12 protein-coding genes and 3 pseudogenes are annotated in these 19,721 nt (G+C 67.2%); 11 read left to right on the forward strand and 4 right to left on the reverse strand.

Going from position 1 to position 19,721, the window contains the following annotated elements; all coding sequences use genetic code 11:
* Positions 1 to 52 precede the first annotated feature (52 nt).
* Together ACF1GV_RS37780 and ACF1GV_RS37785 are read left to right on the forward strand one after the other, a co-directional pair.
* Positions 53 to 736 (forward strand): hypothetical protein, encoded by a 684-nt coding sequence (locus ACF1GV_RS37780; protein ID WP_391690584.1) that lies wholly within the window; start codon positions 53 to 55, stop codon positions 734 to 736.
* A gap of 233 nt (positions 737 to 969) precedes the next feature.
* Positions 970 to 1,098: pseudogene (locus ACF1GV_RS37785) on the forward strand (IS256 family transposase); the annotation flags it as partial.
* A gap of 182 nt (positions 1,099 to 1,280) precedes the next feature.
* On the opposite strand, the pseudogene ACF1GV_RS37790 reads toward ACF1GV_RS37785, so the two are convergent.
* Both ACF1GV_RS37790 and ACF1GV_RS37795 read right to left on the reverse strand, forming a co-directional pair.
* Positions 1,281 to 1,412: pseudogene (locus ACF1GV_RS37790) on the reverse strand (MerR family transcriptional regulator); the annotation flags it as partial.
* A 148-nt stretch (positions 1,413 to 1,560) separates the two neighbouring features.
* A complete protein-coding gene (locus tag ACF1GV_RS37795; RefSeq protein WP_391690587.1) occupies positions 1,561 to 3,048 on the reverse strand; it encodes a hypothetical protein in 1,488 nt (495 codons plus the stop codon).
* Positions 3,049 to 3,066: 18 nt separating this feature from the next.
* On the opposite strand from ACF1GV_RS37795, the gene ACF1GV_RS37800 reads away from it, so the two are divergent.
* From ACF1GV_RS37800 to ACF1GV_RS37815, 4 genes are all read left to right on the forward strand, one after another.
* Positions 3,067 to 5,217 (forward strand): AAA family ATPase, encoded by a 2,151-nt coding sequence (locus ACF1GV_RS37800; protein WP_391690589.1) that lies wholly within the window; start codon positions 3,067 to 3,069, stop codon positions 5,215 to 5,217.
* Positions 5,214 to 7,511 carry a WD40 repeat domain-containing protein gene (locus ACF1GV_RS37805; protein ID WP_391690592.1) on the forward strand — a complete coding sequence of 766 codons (2,298 nt, stop codon included), beginning with the start codon at positions 5,214 to 5,216 and terminating at the stop codon, positions 7,509 to 7,511. Before ACF1GV_RS37800 ends, ACF1GV_RS37805 begins: the two co-directional genes overlap by 4 nt.
* A 276-nt stretch (positions 7,512 to 7,787) precedes the next feature.
* Positions 7,788 to 8,468, forward strand: a complete 681-nt coding sequence (locus ACF1GV_RS37810) for an RES family NAD+ phosphorylase (RefSeq protein WP_391690595.1) — start codon at positions 7,788 to 7,790, stop codon at positions 8,466 to 8,468.
* Between the two features lie 488 nt (positions 8,469 to 8,956).
* On the forward strand, positions 8,957 to 9,346 hold the full coding sequence (locus tag ACF1GV_RS37815) for an XRE family transcriptional regulator (protein ID WP_391690598.1): 390 nt from the start codon (positions 8,957 to 8,959) through the stop codon (positions 9,344 to 9,346).
* A 681-nt stretch (positions 9,347 to 10,027) separates the two neighbouring features.
* Here the strand turns inward: ACF1GV_RS37815 and ACF1GV_RS37820 are convergent.
* Positions 10,028 to 10,252, reverse strand: a pseudogene (locus ACF1GV_RS37820) (transposase); the annotation flags it as partial.
* A 92-nt stretch (positions 10,253 to 10,344) separates the two neighbouring features.
* On the opposite strand from ACF1GV_RS37820, the gene ACF1GV_RS37825 reads away from it, so the two are divergent.
* Positions 10,345 to 10,644: a hypothetical protein gene (locus ACF1GV_RS37825; RefSeq protein ID WP_391690601.1), complete on the forward strand. Its 300-nt coding sequence runs from the start codon at positions 10,345 to 10,347 to the stop codon at positions 10,642 to 10,644.
* Positions 10,645 to 10,666: 22 nt separating this feature from the next.
* Here ACF1GV_RS37825 and ACF1GV_RS37830 read toward each other — a convergent pair whose 3' ends face one another.
* Positions 10,667 to 11,575, reverse strand: a complete 909-nt coding sequence (locus tag ACF1GV_RS37830) for a hypothetical protein (RefSeq protein ID WP_391690603.1) — start codon at positions 11,573 to 11,575, stop codon at positions 10,667 to 10,669.
* 998 nt (positions 11,576 to 12,573) lie between these two features.
* On the opposite strand from ACF1GV_RS37830, the gene ACF1GV_RS37835 reads away from it, so the two are divergent.
* The 4 genes from ACF1GV_RS37835 to ACF1GV_RS37850 form a co-directional block, all read left to right on the forward strand.
* Positions 12,574 to 12,939, forward strand: a complete 366-nt coding sequence (locus tag ACF1GV_RS37835) for a hypothetical protein (RefSeq protein WP_391690606.1) — start codon at positions 12,574 to 12,576, stop codon at positions 12,937 to 12,939.
* A 97-nt stretch (positions 12,940 to 13,036) separates the two neighbouring features.
* Positions 13,037 to 14,280, forward strand: a protein-coding gene (locus ACF1GV_RS37840; protein ID WP_391690609.1) for an IS3 family transposase whose coding sequence is annotated in 2 segments (ribosomal slippage) — positions 13,037 to 13,319 and positions 13,319 to 14,280 — 1,245 coding nt in all. Because the reading frame shifts where the segments join, the coding sequence is not laid out codon by codon here.
* A gap of 975 nt (positions 14,281 to 15,255) precedes the next feature.
* On the forward strand, positions 15,256 to 16,002 hold the full coding sequence (locus ACF1GV_RS37845; protein WP_391690612.1) for an IPT/TIG domain-containing protein: 747 nt from the start codon (positions 15,256 to 15,258) through the stop codon (positions 16,000 to 16,002).
* Between the two features lie 127 nt (positions 16,003 to 16,129).
* Positions 16,130 to 19,721 (forward strand): Ig-like domain repeat protein (locus ACF1GV_RS37850; protein ID WP_391690615.1); only part of this gene is annotated, 3,592 nt, incomplete at its 3' end.

Raw genomic sequence — 19,721 nt, forward strand, 5'->3', positions numbered from 1 at the left:
CGCTCACGGTGATCAATGGGGGCCGATGCCTGGTGAACGATCAGGGCCTGACTTGTCCTCGGTCGGCTTCGACTCTGCTTGGTGTGCCACTGACCTGGGTGAATACCGACCCTGCGGCTACACCTATGAGTACTACCCCTGCGAGAGCCTGCCGCCTCTCGCCACCGAGTTCACGGGCGCCTTTCAATGGCTTGGTGGTACCGGCGAACCTGTTCCCGACCAGGTTACGGCGCTCAATCGCTTGGCAGAGAACCTTGCGGCCAAGGGCTTGACGTTGCCTCGGGACTTCGTCACCTTCCAGGCCGACTCGAAGCTGCACGGCTCGCTGGATGAGGTCTCGGTGACCGGCTGCTGGACCGATATCTCAGAGCCCCTGCCCTGTCCGGCAGAGTCTGGTGCCTTTCTCGTGCGATTCCTGCGGGATCAACAGGACTGCGTTATTTGGTACCTCTACCTCCGTCCTTCGGGTGAGGCGTTCGTGGTGCACTCCTGTCTCGACTACGAGTACGAGTACGAGGCGTGGCGCGATGGGGAAGAGACGGAGACCGATCTCGACGATCCGGAGGAGCAAAGAGCCGCGATCCTCTGGTGTGCAGCTTCGTTCGAGGAGTTCGCGCATCGGTTCTGGATCGAGAACCGTCTCTGGCACGCGCTCAACGGCGATGACCTGTCGGGACTCGAGCCTCATGTGCGTTACTACTTGCGCCACTACGCGCCACCCGGGACACCCGCATGACCGTGCCTTGAACGAGATCATGTGCGGATGGCAGAGCGGGTACGCGTTCGCGAGATCGACGGCTCGGGGGAGCGGTGTAGGCGTACCCGCGGCGCCCCTCGCCCGGGAGGGGCGGGGGCGGGCCGCACCCGGGTGAGGGAGGGGGTACCTGTCGGGATGGCTGCATGAGGTCCAGTCGACGGGGGTCATGGCCCCATCGAAGTCCTGGATGAATCTGGATGCCGGCTCGAGTCAAACGCGTCGAGTCCGCCCAGCAAGGATGGCGCGCGGTGGACGCCCCTCACCTCGTCACCCTCGTCCGCGCCGGAGCCCCCTTCGAGGGAGGCCGCCCTGTCGAAGGCGCCGAGGCCCTCGGAGCCTGATCGAAGCCGCGATGACGGGCCGGCCGCCGGACACCGGATTACTCCACGCGGGATGGCTGCCCGGTGCGAGCGCGCAAGGCTTGCATGAACGACGTGTGTACCGGAGCCAGGCTGGGCGGGAGGGGCCATCCGTTGATGACCGTGAGGAGGTGCCAGTAGCGTTCCGCGCGGGGGTGACCGGCGCTGGAGCCGCGTTTGGCTACCGCGCGCAGCACACCGCGCCGCAGTCGCAGCGTGCGGATCTGCACCTCCAGGGCATCGGCGTGGGCGGCCGCGACCTCGGACACCGAAACCTCCCGGTCCAGCACCTGCCGGCCTCCCCCGCGTGTACCGGCGTACGGAGGTTAGCGTCCAGCTCCCTCAGCTACTTGGGGCTCTGGTGCTGCAGTTCCGCACCGACTGCCGGGCGTCAGTGCTGCGGCGGGCGATGCGTGGCGGTCATCTGCGCGAGTTGCCGATGGATCACTCGTCCAGAAGGTCAAGGGTGTCAGGGCCGGCGAAGACCAGTTGGGTCAGTTCGGGGCTGTGAGGCGAGGTAAGGGTGACGCGGTACAGACCGTCGTCAGGCACAGTGATCCGTGCCCGAAGGTGGCTGTCGCCGTCGGCCTGGAGGCGAGCAGGCTTCGTGTAGTCGCTCTCGATGGCTTCGATCGTGCAGGTGAGGCCTGCAGGATCGTCCGTGCCGGTGACGGTCAGATCCCACGGTGCCGTGGGATGGACGAGGTCGGGCAGATTGAGGCCCAGGCCGCCGTCGGCTTGGTCGAGGCCGAGGTGGTCGTCTTCGACGAGGAAGTCCGCGACGGTCCGCCGGGCCTGCTTTCCGCTGGCAAGGGCGCCGTGTTGGGCGTAGACGGGGATCGCTCTGCGGACAGGGGAGGCTGACTTACGGTGGACGGTGCCGTCGCCCTTGCCGGAGTAGCGCAGCGGCCTGCCGTGAAGGTCGCGCTTGAGTTCGCCGTCGTTGTCGGTGCGGAAGGCGTATTCGGAGGCGTAGACGACGCCGGCGGTGAGCTGGAAGGACTGGACGGTGTCCTGGCCGATGCCTGCGACAGGGCGTAGCCGGGGCAGGGGCTGCTGGTTGAGGGTGTCGAAGAAGGTTTGGGAGGACAGGAAGAGTTCTTTGTCGCCACCCAGGTCGGAGACGTCCGATGCGGTGGGGCGGCGGACGTTGGGGCCCTCCTCGAGGCAGAGGAATCGGGGGAGGAGGTCGTGGACGCCGGGCATGGTGGCTGCTGCGGTGGCCAGGCGGTGGTGGGGGAGTGGGATGGGTGCGCCCTGGATGGCGTTGAGGATGTTGGCGGCGACGACGGATCCGTCGTAGGGCGTGCCGAGGGTCATGACGCCGCGGGTGTCTGTGGCGAGGTCGCTGTCGCCGCCGAGGGTGAGGGCTGCGTGGGTGAGCAGGCCGCCCATGGAGTGTGCGATGAACACGAGACGTGCTTCGCGCTGGTCGACTGCGGCTGAGCGGGCGGCGGTGTGTGCGTCGTGGTTGCGCCAGCGGGTGAGGTGGTCTCGGGCGGCCTTGGCGAGGGCTCGGGCGTGGGCGGAGACGGGAAGGCGCCAGTCGTAGGGGAAGGTGAGGATGGCGTCTGGGTGCGCGACTACGGATTCGATGGTCTTGAGAAGGGCGTGGTAGGGCTCGAAGCCGTTGAAGAAGGGGCTCCAGGCGGGGGTGGTGAGCAGCCGTGGGGCGGTGATGCGGCCGTAGTCTCCTGCCAGTTCGTCGGCGGTGAGCTGGAGGGGGACGAGGCCGGTGCGGGAGAACCAGGCCTTCCTGAGCCAGCGGGCGTTTGATAATCCCCAGATCACCTTGTTGTTGGTGGTGTCGCGGAGTTCGCTACCCATGATGCCGGGGACGACGACTACGGCGTCGTGTGTGATGTCCGGGAGGACCTCGGCTTCGATCCCGGGAGACGGATTACGGCTGTACCCATGCGACTGGTGTGTCATACCTGTCACACTAGTGATATGCAGCACATGGGGGGCGACGTTCGTGCGGAAATCGCGTTAGCCGGGGCGGACGTTGAGGACCTAGATCAGCAGCGGACGCTGCTGACCGTCGCGGTCCGCGACTACGACGACGTGGACGAGGATGAGGCAGAAGAGTTCGCCGAGGGCATCGACGAGCAACTCGAAGTCGTGGCGCAGTGGTGGGGCGACGGTGGTCTCCTGCCCGAGTTCCGCCAGGTACCCCCACGGGAGCTGACCTCCCGCGACCATATCGAAGCCCTGCTGCGCGATGAGGGCGTGCGAGAGATGCGGGGACTCGCCCTGGTCCTGTTCATCACGGGCCACGGCATCGCCGGCCCATCTGGCTCCCACTTCTTGAAGTTGCCCCAGTCGGTGCAGCGGCGCCAGCTGGCGACGGCGGTGCGGACCAGCGACATCATCGCGGCTGCACTGGATTCGCACGTGAAGAACGTTCTGGTGATCGTCAATGCCTGCTATGCGGGCAAACTGGATCGGGAACTCACAGACCTGGTAAAGGACATCGGCCCGGAGCGCTGGCAGCAGTGCCAGCTGGACGTGCTGGTCACCTGTGATCACAACCAGACCGTGCAGGTACGCCGCTTCCCCACAGTGCTGCGCAGTGTGTACGACCGGCTGCGGACGTCGGCCGGCATCACCACCGAGTATTTGAGCGTGGCCGAGTTCATGGCGGAGTACGAGCGGGCGCTGCGTGCCGGTGATCGCAAGTTGCATCGGCTGAGGCGGCTCGTCGATGGCAGTGGCTACGAAGCGCCCAGCCCGTGCCTGCCTAATCCGGGATACCGGCATGCGAAGGATCTGCTGGGAGCGGGGGAGCGGCAGGCGACGACGACCGAGCACTACTGGCTCGACCGTGCGACCGGGCGCACCCATGAAAGCGACGATGGCTGGTACTTCCGTGGCCGCAAGGCGCTGAACCGGAAGGTGGCCGAGTTCCTGAGCCCGCACCACAAGCGCGGGGTGTTACTGATCACGGGCAGCGCCGGCAGCGGGAAGTCGGCCGTGGTGGCACGCGCCGTCGTGCTGAGCGACTCCCGGTTTCGTGCCGACCCCTTGTTCAAGGCTGCTGTGGAGCTCACGGACGCGGAAGCGATCCCGCCGGAAGGCGCCGTGAACGCGGCTGTGCTGGCCCATCGCCGTAATGCCGCCCAGGTGGCGGGTGACCTACTGAGGGAGTTAGGCGTTCAGCCCGAGAAGGTGGGCCCCGCGGAGGACCAGGTGGTGCGGTGGAAGGGCCAGTTGCTCGACTTCGTACGAGCCGCGGGACGCCCGATCACACTGGTGATCGACGGTTTGGACGAGGCTTCGGAGCGGCAGCGAATTGTCCATGACGTGCTGGGGCCGCTGAGTCCCTTCTGCCAGCCGGCCGCCGCGGTACCTGGGCAGCGGCAGGAAGACGATCCCGCTGTGACGGAACCGGCGGTGAGGTTGCTGATCGGTATCCGCTCCACGCGTCCACCTGTTGTCTCCGAGGGCCTGGTAGCGGATGACGATCACGGTCTGCTCAATGAGCTCCGGCAGGTCTTTCGCACCGCTGCGGTGGAGCGTACCGACGGCGAGGAAACGGCAGCGGACATCGAGGAGTACCTGTATGCCCTGATCTGTGCCGGGGGTCATCAGGAGAGCGCCCGTACGATCGCCGCCGACGTCGCCCCGGTGCTTACTCCTTCGTTCATCGACGCCCGTCTGGCGGGGGAGCAGCTGCGTCAGGCCGACGACCCTGCCACCCTGGCCGTGGACGCCCAGTGGCAGCAAAAGCTGAGACAGGGGATCCGCGGGCTGCTGATTCAGGATCTGCGCCTGGTGGAACAGGACGAGGACGGCATCCCGCGCGACGCTGCCCTGTCACTGTTGCGGGCTGCCGCGTTCGCCCAGGGAGCAGGAGTTCCGTGGTCGGACATCTGGCCGCAGATGGCAGGCGTCTTCCTGCGCCGCAAGCTGGGGCGCGACGAGTGGGATGCACTGATCAAGAAGCTCCTGGCCGGGCGGCTGAGCGGCTATCTGGCTCACGACCACGAGGACAATCGGGTCGTGTACCGGCCGGCTCACGAGGCCTTGACGGATGTGCTGATGAACACCGATGACGACCTGACCGGCGACGAGCAGCCCGACAGCGGGAGCGAGACGTGAACGATCCGCAGCAGCACGACCGTCACGCGGAGATCCACCGCCAGATCGCCACGGCGCTGGCAGAGCTCGTACCCGACGATCCCAGCATCCCACCGCATCCCTACCTGCGTCGGCACTTGGCCGAGCACGCTGCCCACGGCCAGGTCCTGGACGACGAGCACGTGCCGCCGGCTCTCCTGCCCTGGGAGTCGAGCCTCACAGTGCGGCGACTGCTGGCCGCGACCGGCGATCAGGGACCAGGCAGCCGCTGGCTGCAAGCCTGGGCATTGCTTGAGCCGTACGCCCGCAACGTCGATCCCCTCTCCCGCGCGAGCAGCCTGCGCCTGGCCCATCACAAGGCGGCACCTTCACGAGAGGACTCGACGGGCCCGGACACCTTCGACCAGTCACCAGTGACACCAGTATGGAGCGATGGCACCACACCAGACAACGTATGGCTGGTAAATGGCACACCCATGAGCGCCCTCGCCACTGTACGAGGAGAATCCGGCAGACGGCCCCTGGTCATGGCGGGAGACGAACGCGGGCTCCTGCACGCCCTGCACCACGACGGCAACACGGCTTACGCGCCGCTGCACGTCCACGACGGGAAGATCACCCAAATCCTCGCCTTGCCCGGTGACCGCATGGTGGCGACGGGAAGCAACGACGGCTCGGTTGCCATCGTCGACGCGGTCCAGGGCCAGATGGTCATGCGCGCCGTCCCACGGCGACCAGGCACCTGGGTCAGCTCTCTGGCTCTCTACCGGCCCGCCGACCACACTGCGGTCCTTCTGGCAGCCTTCAGCGACGGCTATCTGGCAAGCCTGCACCCCGCGGTCTTCCACACGGTTGACGTCGAACTACCGACGCTTGACGAGGACCGCTGCCTCCTGAGTGCGCTGCCGGCACCTGACAGCCGCAGCGAGTGGCTGCTGTTCGCCCAGCATGACCGGGTGTACTGCTTCAACGGCCGCTGGAGCCGGCCCCTATCCAGGCACGCGGGCCGCGTGCGATCCATCGTGGCACTCCCCACTGCCGGCCATTACGCCGTGGCAGACGAGCAGGGATATCTTTCCCTATGGGAGGCGACGCAAGGGGGGCGCGCCAAGCAGACGGCACTTCAGCAGCGATCATCCGCCATCACGTCTCTTCTGGTCTCCGAGATGGGCACGGAGCCCGCCCTGCTGTCTACCAAGGCCGACGGCGGCGTCTGCCTTTGGGCCCTGCCCCATCTCGACCCCATCGGAATGTCCCTGCCCGGCCGCGCATCGCCCGTCACCGCGCTGACCAGCATCGCAGGACGAAGGCAGCCGCTGCTCGTCACCGCCGGAGCCGACGGCACGGTCCGCAGCTGGCCACTGAGCAGAGAGACGTTCCAGACCGCGCCAGCGCGCTGGGACCGTGTCACGGCCAGCGCTCTGTCCCCGGGCCAGCCACCCGTCCTGGCTACCGCACGAGCCGCCCGGATCAGCCTGGGCGACGTCTACCGAGCCAGCGAGCCGCGGACCGTGCTGAAGGGGCACGTGGCCAGTGCACTGGCGTGGCCGCGGCTGCACGGACGCCCTCATCTGGCGGCCGCTCTGGACGACTCCCGCATCGTCCTGACCGACCCAGACGACGCGCAGGCAGGCATCCTCGCAGAGCTGCACGGGCATCATCTGCCCGCTACGACCATGGTGCCGCTAGCCGACACGGATGCCGATCGCCTGGCAAGCGGCAGCGCCGACGGTTCGGTGTGTGTATGGGACCTGCGCAGCACCACGTTGCTTGCCAAGTTCCGCGACCACCGTTTCAGCGTCCGGTGCCTTGCTACGCACCGCAACACACGTGGCCTGTACCTGGCGTCGGGCGGAAGTGACGGTGCGGTGCGGGTATGGAACGTGCGGCAGCTACAGCAGCACGGCCCCACCATCAAATGCGGTCAGTTCTTCGTCAACGACATCGCCTTCGGCACCAGCACAGGAGATGACAGGCGAATGCTGGTTGCCAGTGCCGGTCAGAACGGCACACTCAAACTCTGGGACGCGCTAACAGCGGATCAGGTCGGGCAGCTCAGTCCCGGCGACGGGGAACTGACCGCTGTGACTGCACTGGCGCTTCCAGCCGGCCGTCGGCTCTTCGCGGCTGCGGGCCGGACCAGCATCCACGTGTGGGACCCGGCAGCCGACAGGCGGCTGCTGCAAATCGTCACGGGAGAGACGATCACCGCGCTCAAGAGCGTCGGAGACCGTCAGAGCACGGACGCATCCCTGCTCCTGGCCACGGGTGAAGCGGGCACATCGGTCTTTCGGTTGCACCATGACCGCATTTGATCTGCTTGCGCGCCTGCAGTGTGCCTCCTCGCACCGCGAATGCGCCCCCTGTGATGCGGCGATACGTCGGCGAGGCACCCGGCACCCCAGGAAAATGTTCCGCCTGATGCCATAGGCATAAGCACAACACCAGCCTGTACCAGACCACCAGCGAGGAGCCATGACTGTTGCCTTACCCCTGCAGACCCTGCCCTCCTGCGGCCTCGAACCACCACCACGCCGCAAGGACGGCTGGCCACCCCTCGGCGCGACCGCTGGGGAAGGAAGGCACCTGCGATGACGACGCCTCCCGTTAGCTTCATCACGGCGCCCGACGCCGGCGTATGGCGGCTCGGTTGGGCCCACGACCCCATCCGGTACAACCAGGTGGAACCCGAGACCTTCAGCGGATCATCAGCCGGCCGCTTCAGTCTCTTCTCCTACGGCATGCTCTACTGCGCCACAGACCTTGCAGGATGCTTCGCGGAAGCACTGGCCCACTTCCGAGTCGACCCCTCCATCCGCTCTCTCATGAGTGACGCCGAGCCGAACTCGGACCTCATGGGGATCGGCCAGGTGCCCTCCAGCTGGCGCGACGCCCGCATCCTCGTCCGTCTCATGCCCCCGCCCGACGCCCGCTTCCTCGACGTCGAGTCGGAAGAAACTAGGAAGGTCCTGTCGGCGGAACTGGAGACCGAACTCAGCAAGTGGGGAGTGGCCGGCTCCCTCACCGATGAACACATTCACGGCAAGGACCGACGCATCGCCCGCCAGATCGCTGCCTGGGCTGTCGCCCAGCGCAACGATGCAGGCCACCAGCTGTTCCAGGGAATCGCCTACCAGTCGGGATACGGAGGCCGACAGTGCTGGTCCATCCTGCACGACACGCCACTGACGGAAGTTGAACGCTGCGACATCCGGGTCGAGGCAGTAGAGCTGCAAGAGGTGGCCCGCGAGTACGGCTTGACCGTGCGATGAGACAACTGCATCGACTGGCCGTACGTACCATCGCCCGATCCGGTCACACCTAGCCTCCAACGTCACACTTACGCAACTGGCGCACCATCAAAGTTGTCGCTGGTCAGCGGCCCGAGACGGTCACAGGGGAGGGGATTTAGGGGTGTTTTAAATGGGGAAAACCGTGGAGTAAGGGCATGCTAAACGGGTACCATGCTGCTGCCAACACCAAAGAGGGGGAGCCATGTTGATGAGACCGATAACCCACTTAGCCAGGCCCGGCCTGTTGCACGAGCACGTCGCACACAGCACGTCCCCGCACCCTCACGCCTCCTCACGGCCCAGATGGTGTGCTGCCCACGGCAGCGACCCGGACACAAGCACACGCGGCACCGCCTGCGCCCGCTGAACAGCCCGCGGTCACACCACACACAGCCTTCACGCCCCAGATGGCGAACGTCCCCCGCTCAACCTCCCGCGAGCGAGAGCGGTGGGGAAACGAGGAGACCATGTCCACTCAGCGAGAACTCAATGCCGAAGCCGATGCCCGCGCGCACCGCGACACGGCCGAACAGGAACTCACCGAGATCGCTCGCTTCCTGCAGGAGCAATTCAGCCAGCGCACCGTCGCTCACGTGGCCGGCATCGAAGACCCCAAGCAGGTCGGCAGGTGGTGCCGAGGGCAAAACACCCCGCGCTTCGACTCCGAGTTCCGGCTGCGCACGGCCTACCAGGTCTTCCGGTACATCGAAGAATGCGAAAACCGACACGTCGCCCGCGCCTGGATGATCGGCATGAACCCTCAACTCGAGGATGCCTCACCACTACAGGCCATCGCGAACGACCAGTTCAAGGAAGTCATGGCTGCAGCACGCTCCTACCGCCAGGGCGACCTCTGACCTTCTTCTGGCGCACGACAGCCTCACAGCACGAGGAATCGGCAGACGACCAACGCGAGACGGGTCCAGCCGAACTGCGGACGCCTACCGACCACCTTCGCAACACGCCCAGGCCGGGTGGTCGGAAGTCGAGCGTGCCGTTAGTAACGGCACGTCAAAGGCGCAAGGGCGCTGGCGAGTCAAGCACGGACCCCGACGCCGCGGCACCGGTCTGGTCGTCCCGCACCGCCGCGAACGCGCCAGGCCGAACTCCCGGACTAAGGGCTGTCCAGTCCCGTCCGTGATCTGGTCTGCGCGAACTCAGCTGGCGTTGCCTTCTCCGACCTGGACTCTGAGCGACCAGCTCCGCGCGATCGAAACCGCCCGGACCCAGTGGCGCAGCCAGGCCGCAGCCACCGAGGCCGCTGCGCTGCGCCGGGCCCGGGCCAAACGCTCTCAGAGGGCCGGCCGTGAAACAGCGGCCGCGCAGCCGCCGGTAGTGCAGCGCACGGCGTAGTTGGCACCGTGCCGCAAACCACGATGCCCAGAAGACGCGATTCTTGATATAGCAGAAGCTGCACGGACCATACGCGGTGGTGAACCGTCGACATATGGCGGTCGGGGGGAGGGGGAGCCGTTGTGTCGCAGAGGTGGAAGATCACGGTCATCGTGCTGGCAGTGGTGCGGCCGATCCGCTCTAACGGGAACGTCTGCCCAGCTCACTCCCTTGCACAACACGTAAACGATGCCGCGCAAAGCTGCACGATCGTCGATGGGCAGCCGGCCGGGATGCCTATGGCGGCGCGGCGGGCGAGGCGGAAGCAGCGGGGCTACACGTTCCCACAGATCATCAGACTCAAGATCATCCGACACCGCAGCACCCTGCCCCAGCAGCAACAACGTCGCCAAGATCGAATGTAGCCTCATTCTGAAAGGATCAGTCAGTCCGTCCACCACAGCAGTGAGGGGCGCGCGGTTGCTCGCTGGTCGGCTTCTGTCCCCGGGCCTACAACCCTAAGGTGTCCACCCAACGCGCGAGCGTCGTCCAGCGGTCTGGCGGCATATACCTTCGCGCGCAGGGAATGGCCTTGATTCCCGAGAAGGAAGACCAGCGCAAGCACCGCCGCAACCGCGGCCGGCGAGGCGGCCGACCGCCAGGCTTTGACCACGATACCTACCGCCGTCGCAACACCGTCGAACGCTGCTTCAACCGCCTCAAAGGCTCCCGCGGCATTGCCACCAGATACGACAAGACCGCCACCTCCTACGAGGCAGCGGTCAGTCTCGCGTTGCTGCTGCTCTCGGCAAGATCGCTTTGAAGACGGACCCTAGAACTGTCCCTCAGGCCACGGTCCGATCGTTGTGCCGCGCCGGGCAGTCCCGCAGCAGCTTCCGGATCTGCTCGGAGCGGTCGACCCCAGGTCCGAGCTCGCGCAGACGGCGCTGCAGTAGCGCCCTCGTCGCGTCGTCCAGCTGCTCGCAGTGCCCCCTGAACACCTCGCGCAATGCCTTCAGCGCCCAGTACTCGTTGAACGGCTTGTCCTCGGTCACTGCTGCCTCGGCGAGCGCGGGTCCCCACACCGGATCCGGGTTGGCGTATAGGTAAGCGGCGGCGGCCAGCCGCAACCCGCGGTCACCGCTGTGGAGGTGCCGATCGACGTCAAAATCCCGGGCACCCCGGAGTAGCCGGACCATCTCGTCCACCAGGTCGCTCATCGCCTGCGTCCGAGCACGTCCGCTGGACATGGTCCACCGGATCTCATTGTACTGCGCCGCAAGCCGATCGACGGGGTCACCCAGCGGCTCGGCGGGCCTACCCGTGGGCTGCGCCCTGCTGAGCGCCTCTCTCACCCCGTCGGCCAGGTCTTCGGCGGTCTCCTGGTGTCTCGCGTCGCTCTGCCTCGCCTCGCGGATGGCGTCCTGCGCTGTGCTTCGGGCCTCTTCCACCTGCCTCTTCAGACTGATTCCGAATCCGGAGACTTCGGAGAAGAAGACACCCAGGAGCACAAGGATCACGAGACTGGTGACGACCATGGGCGGATCTGTCATCTGGGGATGACGGCACACCCTGACGACTGTGCCGTTCGTTGCCAACTGCTGGTCGCACACCTCTGCCGTGAAGAACAGGACGACGGCCGCGCCCGCGGCGAGGACCACCAGCGAAGCCGCAATCCACTGAGATGGGCGGATTGCCTTCCTGTTCGCTCGCCGCCGTGCCGTCGAGCCGTCGTCAACTCCAGTCGCGGTCATCCCCCACCCTTCGGCGCCTGTCGGCACAGGTCGCCATGCTGGTCTCCCCAACAGCCGTTTGGCAAGCGGGGCTTACCGACCGATACGGACGTCGGCGGGTAGGGGCTGACCGTACCGCCGACGGCCCGCCCTCGCCCGGCACCGCACGATCCTGCGGTCGCGGCATGGTCACGAGGAGGTACGTCTGAGTAGGAGCCGAACCGATCCTAGCTGCGGCGCCGCGGCATCCCCGTGCCGCCTCAACGCTGGATCCGCTGAAAGGGCGCGGCGAGCGCCGCCCTTTCACTTCGATTGGCGGGCCAGCACGCGCCGCTGGCGAGGAGAGAGCTGCTGTGCGAGTGGCCGTCGGATTCTCAGTCCTCGCGGTGGCGGTGTGACTGAGGTCGACCCTTCCGTGTCTCGGAGGTTCGGTGCGGCAGGCCGGCGCCGCAGGCCCGTGCTGCCGCGGGGCGCAGGCAGCTAAGAGAGGGCGAACACTCCGGTCAGGGTCAGGAGAACCGCGCCGACGCCGAGAAGTCCGCCACCCACGAGCTGAGGGCCATAGCCGCCGTAGTCGGTGTTTTCGTTAAGGAGAAGTCCACCAGCGAGGAAGATGAGCCCGACTTCCAGGAGACGGCCAGCCAGCCGTACGCTCAGCACCGTTTCCCGGCTGGGGCGCCGCAAGCCGCGAACCGGCTTGACGGCTGCGACAGTCCGTGGGACCTGGGCCAGCGTCGGTGGCCCGTCAAGGACCAGAGCGGGGGTGAACTCGGCGTTGTTGTGAAGGTGAGCCGGCCCGAGTGTCAGGTTGCTTCCTTCGATGACGTACGGGGGCCGCTCCTCCTTTGTGCCAGGCGTGTTGCCGAGGCGATACTGGGCGTCGACTTCGCCGAGGATGGTCGCCTCAAGAGCATCAGGGGTGCCCAGAAGCTGTGTCTGAGGCCTGCATGACAATGCGAACGCCCTTCCGATGAGCCATCTATGCTGGTCCGCAGCATCACAGGGGGAGGGGAAAGTGGATGGACTGGTTCTGGTGGGTTCTCATCGTCTTTTGGACGGGTGGCTTCGCGTGGGCAGCTGACAACGTCCGCACCGCGCTGCGTAATTGGCATGAGCGCAAGTTGCAGCTGCTGGAGGCGGCGAGACAGGAACGTGTGGCCGTCGAAGCAGCGAACAAGTCTCCGGAGCCGGTGTGCGGATGCACGCACCATCTCGCCAAACACGACAAGCAGGGCCATTGCCACGAGCGCGTCGAGGTGCCAGTGGCTTGGGATGAGGACAAGAAGCCGCTGCGTTACGAGGCTGGTCAGTGCAACTGCCAGCAGTACGTGGGACCGCAGCCTCTTTCGCAGGTGTTCGCGGAGGACCTGACAGATCTCGCCTGACCAGGATGGCGAGGCCACTCTCCGTACATGACACTGGGACAGTTGATTGAACCGCTCCGGGTCTGATGGAGGCTCGATTCCCTGAGAGGATCGAGTCATGGCACGTCCGTCCCCCTACCCTGCTGAGCTTCGTGAGCGTGCGGTTCGAATGGTCGCGGAGATCCGTCCCAACTACCCGACCGAGTGGGCCGCGATGAAGGCGGTCGCAGCCAAGCTGGGCATCGGCGCCGCAGAGACGGTGCGGACCTGGGTTCGCAAGACCGAGGTGGACGCAGGCCAGCGGCCCGGCGTCACCTCCGAGGAGGCCGAGGAGATCAAGCGGCTGAAGGCCGATAACGCTGAGCTGCGGCGGGCGAACGAGATCCTCAAAGCGGCCTCGGCTTTCTTCGCGGCCGAGCTCGACCGGCCGTCGAAGCGCTCGTAGCGTTCATCGACGCGCACCGCCAGGTGTTCGGAGTCGAGCCGATCTGCCGAGTCCTGACCAGCCACGGACTGAAGATCGCAACGAGCACCTACTACGCGGCCAGGAACCGCACCCCCAGCACCCGAGCAGTCCGTGACGCGGAGCTGAAGACGCAGATCAGCCGCGTCCACACGGTCAACTTCAGCGTCTACGGAGTCCGAAAAGTCTGGCGACAACTGCACCGCGAAGGCATACCAGTGGCCCGCTGCACCGTCGCCCGGCTCATGCGCGACCTCGGCCTCCATGGCGCCCGACGCGGCAAGAAGATCCGCACCACCATCCGGGACGACGGCCACGACCGGGCCGCCGACCTGCTCAGACGCGACTTCACCGCATCACGCCCGAACGAGCGATGGGTGGCCGACTTCACCTACGTCACCACCTGGTCCGGGATCGTCTACGTCGCGTTCGTCGTGGACGTGTTCTCCCGGGCGATCGTGGGCTGGTCCGCCGCCACAAGCAAACGAGCCAAGCTCGTCCTGGACGCCCTCGACATGGCTTTGTGGCGACGCGACCGCGCCGGAACTCCCGCCGGACAGGGCCTGGGTCATCATTCGGACGCGGGCAGTCAATACACGTCCTTCGCCTTCACTGCGCACCTCGTCGAGGCCGGCATCGACGCCTCGATCGGCACCGTCGGTGATGCTCTTGACAACGCGCTCATGGAATCCCAGATCGGCCTCTACAAGACTGAGCTGATCAAGCCGCGCAAGCCCTGGCACGGCCTCGCCGACGTCGAACTCAGCACTGCGGAATGGGTCGACTGGTTCAACAATCAGCGCCTCCACACAGCGATCGGAGACATCCCGCCCCACGAGCACGAGACCAACCACTACGCTCAACACCAGCCCCAACCGGCGGCTGGAGTCAACGCATAGAGCCTCCACCTATCCCGGAGCGGTTCAGCTCGCGGCTCGAGGACAATGTTCCGAATGGACAGCGCCACAATCGCGGACACGATGGGTGTGGCGTCCGGGTGGCCGGACAGGCCCTTGCGGCGTTGGATGCGGGAGCCGCGGTCGGCAACCATCAAGAGGTCCGTGGGGTGGGGCTCACGTGCTGGATGGCGCTGACGGTGGCCGAGGCGGAGCACGGGGGCAGCTGTGCCGCTTGGAATGTGGTCCCTGCGCTTGGACAGGGACCACACCGGGGGGGGGGGTGCTCCTGCTGGAGCCCGATAGCCAGGCTATGACCGGTTCCAGTCTACCGCGATCACCCAAGAGGCGGACATCCCTGGACGAACTCCCCGCTGACTTTCACGAGGCCACCTGACGGCATGCCAGGAAGGACCCTGGTGACGTCGCGTTTCGCCGTACTGCGGTGCGGCCACCGGGCAAGGAAAACAACCGCCTTCGTGGCTGCTGTGACTGTTCGTCGCAAGGATCGTTAGCAAGTGGCCCGTTGCGAGGAGAGGCGTGGGCCGTACCTCCTCCTTGACGTCTTCTTCCCAGGTCACAGCGAGGCGATCCGGGGCACTGGCGTTGTCCCGCAGGCCGGCGTTGAGGCGGCCTCGAACGGGATGGTTACTCCTTTCGGGTGGTGCGTGCTGATGGGTTCTTGTCACTCGGTTGGGTGTGTGGGTCACTGAGAGTGTGAACCGGCGGGCTGCCCATCCCCGTGCCGGGGGAACGCTTGAGTCAGGCAGCTGTTGCCGGTTTTTCTCTTTGCCCACAGGAGACGCCGGAAGGCTGCTGCGTGCTTGGCCGTGGCCACGGCCGTGCCCTGTCTCTGTTTGCCCCTGTCCGGCCCCGCAGCGTTGACCGCGTGATGGTCATGTCCCTGTGATGCTGCGGCCGCTGGCCGGCCCTGCCGATTCCTCGTCATGTCCCAGTCAAACAACGAGGAGTAGCGTCATGCCCATCTCTCCGAATCAGGGTTCCACCGGTGGTGGCACGCTGGTGACCATCACGGGCACGAACCTGTCCAACACCAGCGCGGTGCGCTTCGGCAACAAGTCGGCCACGAACATCACCCAGGTCTCACCGACCCAGGTCACCGCGGTCTCCCCGTCGGGGACCGGAACGGTCGGGGTCACGGTGACCACTCCGGGCGGGACGAGCAACCCGGTGCCGTTCTTCTACGTCGGCGCCCCGTTCAAGTCCTCCCTGGGCACCACCTCCGGGCCGCTGGCCGGCGGCAACACCATCACCCTCACCGGAAGCGGCCTGTCGACGGCCACCAGCGTGTCCTTCGGCGGGGTGACCGCCACCCCGACGGTGAACTCCGACAGCTCGCTGAGCGTCACCGTCCCCGCCGGAGCCGCAGCCGGTCCGGTCGGGGTCAGCGTGACCACCGCGGGCGGCACCAACAACGGCCTGACCTACACCTACATCGAGGACCCCACGATCGGGGCGGTCAGCCCGACCTCGGGCCCGACCTCGGGCGGTACGGCGGTGACCATCACCGGCACCAACCTCGACACCACCGACTCGGTCACCTTCGACGGCGCCCCGGCACCGTTCTCGGTGATCAACACGACCACCCTGTCGGCGGTCACCCCGCCCGGCACCGCCGGAACGGCCGACGTCGTCGTCACCAACCCCGCCGGATCCGACACCGCCGTGGGCGCCTTCACCTACGTCGCCGGCCCCGGCATCTGATCCAACCCCCAGCGACGGGTCCAACGCGCCACCGCGTGACGCGTTGGACCCGTCAGAAAACCTGCCCGACGTGATGAGCGGGCGTCCCCGTTCCGAGGTCCCGTCCTCCAGGAGGAGGGAGTTGCCCGTGTCCATCGATCTGCTTGCGCGGCTGCGTACTGTGAGCGTCACGGTTCCCGCTGCCCCGATCGCCACCATCCCGGTGGGTGACAGTCCCACCGGTATTGCCATCGCCCGCCTGGGCCGGGCTGGTTACGTGACGAACTTCGGCTCGGGCACGGTCAGCGCCCTGGACACCGTCTCCCGGTCCGCCACCGCCACCGTCCCGGTGGGGGCCAGCCCTTGGGAAGTCGCCATCAATCCAGCCGGGACGCAGGCGTATGTGGGCAACTTCGGCTCCGGGACGGTCAGCGTCATCGCCACTGCGACGAACGCTGTCACCGCAACGATCGGCGGCATCTCCGCACCGGCGGGCATCACCTTGTCCCTCGACGGCACCCGCGCCTACGTGGTCAGCCAGGACACCGACAGCCTGGTCGTGCTGGACACCACCACGCGCGCGGCCGTGGCGAGCGTGGGGGTAGGAAGCACCCCGTATGAGGTGGCTCTCTGCCCGGACGCCCCGTACGCGTACGTCAGCAACTTCGGCGACGGCACGATTACCGTCGTCGACACCGATACGAACACGGCCGTGGCCACCATCGGAGGATTCGCCCGGCCGCGGGGTCTGGCCGTCACCCCCGACGGGCAGCGGCTGTACGTCGCCGACCACGGCACCGGCGTGGTCAGTGTCGTGGACACCACCACGTACAGAGTGGCCACCACGATCGGGGGCTTCAGCGCTCCCGTCTCCCTGGCTGTCGGCCCCCGTGGTGCGCTGGCTTATGTGACCGAAAGCGGCTCCGGTTCGGTCACGGCGATCAATCTGGCCACCAATGCCCCGGTCGCCACCGTCACCGGGCTGAGCCAGCCCAGCGGGCTCGCCATCACTCGCGACAGCCGCCACATCTACGTGGCCGACAGCGGCGCCGACACGGTTGCTGTCCTGAAGATTCCGGTGCCCGTCTCACCCGATCAGGGGCCCACCGGAGGGGGCACCACGGTCCTCCTCAGCGGACGTGGCTTCACCGGTGCCACCCAGGTTCGGTTCGGAGGCCGGCCAGCTGTTTCGTTCTCGGTGGTGGACGACTTCACCATCGCCACCGTCACCCCGGCCGGCACTGGTGCGGTCCCGGTTACCGTCACCCTCGCCGGCGTCGCCTACACGATCGGGACGTTCTTCTACCTGCAGCCCCCACGGATTAGGGCCGTTTCCCCCGCCACCGGGCCGAACGAGGGCGGCAACACCATCACCGTCACCGGCATCGGTCTGTACACCACCCAGGAGGTACGGATCGGGACCACCAGCGTGTACCCGACCGTCGTCTCCGACGCCCAACTCGTCCTCACCGCCCCCCCTGCTCCCCCCGCCCCGCCTGGGCGCACCATCAGTGCTCCGGTGGTCGTGACCACCTTGGGCGGCACCGCCATCGGCCCCGACTACACCTACCTCGACCCGCCGACGACCACCACATTGAGTTCCTCCTCAGAGCTGCCCGTCGTCGGCGAGCCGGTCATCTTCACCGCAGCCGTCGCTCCCGCCCCTCCCGCAGCCGGCACGCCCACGGGCACCGTCTGGTTCGACTTCGGCGACGGCACCGTCCCGGTCACCGCAGTGGTGGTGGACGGGCTGGCAACGGCGACGCACACCTACACCACCACGGGCGGCAGCCCGTACACGGTCACCGCCGCTTACAGCGGTGACGACGACTTCGCACCGTCGTCGGACACCGCCGAGCAGACCGTGGCGCAGGCGCCGACCGCGACGACCGTCCTGTCCTCCCCGGAGCCATCCAACCCCGACACACCGGCGACCGTCACCACGCGGGTCATCGTGGCCGCCCCCGGCGCCGGGCAGCCCACGGGCACGGTGACCGTCGACTTCGGCGACGGCACTCCGGCCGCCGTCGAGACCCTGGTGAACGGCCTGGCCACGGTCACCCACACGTACCCGGCCACCGAGGCCACCTACACGATCACCGCCTCCTACAGCGGCAACACCGACTTCACCCCTTCCGGCGACGCCCGCACCCACCGGGTGCGCTCCGATGCCCAGGCCACCACCACGACCGTGCTCTCTGGACCGGATCCGTCGACGAGCTGGCAGCCGGTGACCATCACCGCCACCGTGGCACCCGCCATCGCCGGAGCGGGGGGCACCCCCACCGGCACCATCGCCTTCGACTTCGGCGACGGCACGCCGACCGTGCAGGCGACTTTGTCCAACGGGACCGCCGCCGTCAGCCACACCTACACCTCCGCAACCGGCAGCCCCTACCCGGTCATCGCCCTTTACACCAGCGGCGACGGGGCGTTCAGCTCCTCCGCTGGGAACGACCTCCAAACGGTGAACCCGGCCCCCACGTCCACCACGCTCAGCACCTCACCCGAACCGTCCGTGACGGGCCAGCCGGTCACCTTCACCGCGACCGTCACACCGGACACCGCGCAGGCCGACGTCCCCACCGGCACAGTGATCTTCGACTTCGGTGACGGGACGGCGCCGGCCGCAGCCCCTGTCGACAACGGCACCGCCGTGATCGCCCACGCCTACGCCACCGCGACCGGCGGCCCGTACACGGTCACCGCCACCTACGACGACGGGGAGAACTTCGCCGGCTCCACCACGGCGGCCACTCACACCGTGGAACAGGCGCTGACGAACATCGCGGTGGCCTCCGCACCGAATCCGTCCGTCGTGGGGGAGCCGGTCACCTTCACTCTCACCGTCACAGCCGAAGACCCCGGAGCGGGCACCCCCACCGGCACCGTCACCCTCGACTTCGGGGATGGCACCACCCCCGTCACTCTGCCGCTCACCGAGGCGTCGGCCACGACCACCCACACCTACACGAGCGCCGCCGGCAGCCCGTACCCGCTCACCGCCACCTACGACGGCGACGCGGACTTCACCGGCTCCACCGCAACAGACACCCACCTGGTGCGCCGGGCACTGACCCTCACCACCGTCACCTCGTCGCCGGACCCGTCGGTGGTCGGCGAGAGCGTCACCTTCACCGCGACGGTTGCACCTCTGGCCCCAGGACAGGGAAGCCCCACCGGCACGATCGCGTTCGACTTCGGGGACGGCACCACACCGGTCACGGCCACCCTGACGAACGGCACCGCCACCGTCACCCACGTCTTCGCCGCCAGGGCCGGCAGCCCGTACACGGTCACCGCGACCTACGGCGGAAACCTGGACTTCGTCTCCTCCAGCGGGACGGACACGCACACGGTGAATCGGGCGTCGACGGTCACGACGGTGACCTCGTCGCCGGATCCGTCGGTGGTGGGCCAGCCGGTGACCTTCACCGCCACCGTGGCACCCGTCACCCCCGGGGCGGGCACCCCCACCGGCACGATCACCTTCAACTTCGGGGATGGCACCACACCGGTCGCGGCCACCTTGACAGGCGGCACCGCCACCGCCATCCGCCCGTACGCGACCAGAACCGGCAGCCTGTACACGGTCACGGCGACCTACAACGCAAGCGCCGACTTCGTCTCCTCCAGCGGGACGGACACGCACACGGTGAATCGGGCGTCGACGGTCACGACGGTGACCTCGTCGCCGGATCCGTCGGTGGTGGGCCAGCCAGTGACCTTCACCGCCACCG

It is taken from the genome of Streptomyces sp. NPDC014006, assembly GCF_043088925.1.
Taxonomy (GTDB): Bacteria; Actinomycetota; Actinomycetes; order Streptomycetales; family Streptomycetaceae; genus Streptomyces.